This window comes from Paracoccus shandongensis (assembly GCF_017315735.1).
Taxonomy (GTDB): Bacteria; Pseudomonadota; Alphaproteobacteria; order Rhodobacterales; family Rhodobacteraceae; genus Paracoccus; species Paracoccus shandongensis.
The window spans coordinates 1-1,721 of sequence record NZ_JAFLRK010000075.1; the positions used below are offsets into that span (position 1 = coordinate 1).

Annotated in this window: 2 protein-coding genes; both read right to left on the bottom strand. The window is 71.5% G+C overall.

All coding sequences use genetic code 11. From position 1 onward, the window contains the following. A partial coding sequence (locus JX613_RS19635) for a BatD family protein (protein WP_207103157.1) occupies nucleotides 1–979 on the bottom strand: 979 nt, incomplete at its 3' end. Beyond that, nucleotides 973–1,587 carry a hypothetical protein gene (locus tag JX613_RS19640; RefSeq protein ID WP_207103158.1) on the bottom strand — a complete coding sequence of 205 codons (615 nt, stop codon included), beginning with the start codon at nucleotides 1,585–1,587 and terminating at the stop codon, nucleotides 973–975. The genes JX613_RS19640 and JX613_RS19635, both read right to left, overlap by 7 nt. Nucleotides 1,588–1,721: the final 134 nt, after the last annotated feature.

A 1,721-nucleotide genomic window follows, 5' to 3' on the forward strand; every position in this document is an offset into this window, starting at 1 on the left:
CTGCGGCCCGGCGCAGGGCGCGGGCATGGGGACCAGGCCGCAGGCGGCGCAACCGGCGGCGCAGCGCACCGGCGGGCAGCAACCCCTGCCCCCGCAGCATCAGGCCCAGCGAAACCGCCATGCCCCCGCCCAGGGCCAGCGCGGCCAGCGGCCAGTTGCGCCAGGCCGCCTGGTCCGGCGCGCCGAAGTTCGACCCGAAGCCCGCAAAGCCGAAGGGGATGGGCTTCAGGGGCGCGACCTCGACCTGGCGGTTGTCGGTGTCGAACCAGGAAAACGCCTCGGCATGAAGGATGGCGGGTTCCCCGGTCCGGGGGCGCAACTGCCATTCCCAGACCACGCGCGCGACCGGCCCGGCCTCGGTCAGTACGGTTTCGCGCTGTTCGGGCTGGCTGAACAGGATCAGCCAGGGCTCCGACAGGTCGGGGCGGGCGGGCAACTGGTGGGCCAGCGCGCCAAGCGCCTCGATCGTGACGCGGCGGGTGAGGATCTCGTCCTTCTTCAGCTTGCCGGGTTCGGCGGAGAGTTCGTCGGTCAGGGTCAGTTGCCGGGCGGACAGGGGCGGGGCATCCGTGGGAAAGGGCTTCACGCCCAGGGTGATCGGCGGCGCAGTCACGGTGGTTTCCGCGCGCTGGCCGTTGTCCTGGACAAAGGTCAGCCTGTGGTTGATGGGCCCGACCGTCAGCACGCCCGCGCGCCGGGGAAACAGCGCCACCTTGCGTTCGAAGATCTGCAACAGCCGCCCGTTCACGCGTTCCTTGTGCCAATCGTCCCGCGCGACCTGGATCCAGTCGTAGTCGGGCGAGTTCGGGAACTGCATGTCCTCGAGCGACACCGTCAGGTCGTATTCGCCCCGGATGGTCAGTTCCACCATTTCCGACACGACCGGGTTGCCGTGGTCGTGCAGCACCATCAGGCGGGTGTCGCCCTGCGCCAGGGCCGGACCCGCCAGCAGCCACAACAGCAGGACGCGGATCACCATGGGTCGCCCTCCTCGGGGCGGATCAGGCCCATCCGGGCGCGGCGGTCGAACTCGGCGCGGATGCGCAGCTTCAGGAACTCGCCCGGGTCGTCGGTGATGGTGTCCAGCCACTGGTCGGTCGCGGCCAGCCCCTTGGCGTCCAGCCGCTTTTCCCATTCCGGCCCCGAGGCATTGGCCAGCAGGTCCGAGATCGGGATATCCCCCGCATCCAGCCCCCCCGCACCCTTGATGCGGCCGGGCACTGTGGACTCGCCCTGATGCGGCGGAACCATTGCCGCGACCAGATCGCGGTTCTGCCGCGCCTGTTCGTCGGCGGGATTGGCAAACAGCATCGCGTCGAAATAGGCGACCGACAGCGGGTAATCGCCCGTGGCGGCCAGCGACAGGCCCCGGTTGTAGGTCTGCGACCGCCCCGCCTTGGCAAAGGCCGCATCTGCGGCGGCGAAATCGCCCAGCCGATACAGCGCCACGCCCCGCGCCGCCGGATCGTCCAGCAGCCACGCGGCAGGCCGGTCCAGCCCGGCGCGCAGGGCCAGGCGGCCAAGCGCCCCCGGGCCCGCAACGGCCAGCGCGGCAAGGCCCGCCAGGGCGATCAGCGCGGGCCTCATTCCTGCCTCCGCAGCATGACCAGCAGGGGCGGCAGCGCCAGCAGCGCCAGCCAGGGGCCAAGGTCGCGGTATTGCAGCGCCCGCAGCACCGGGTCGCGGGTCGATCCGCCGCTGCGCGCCAGGCGGGCGGCCAG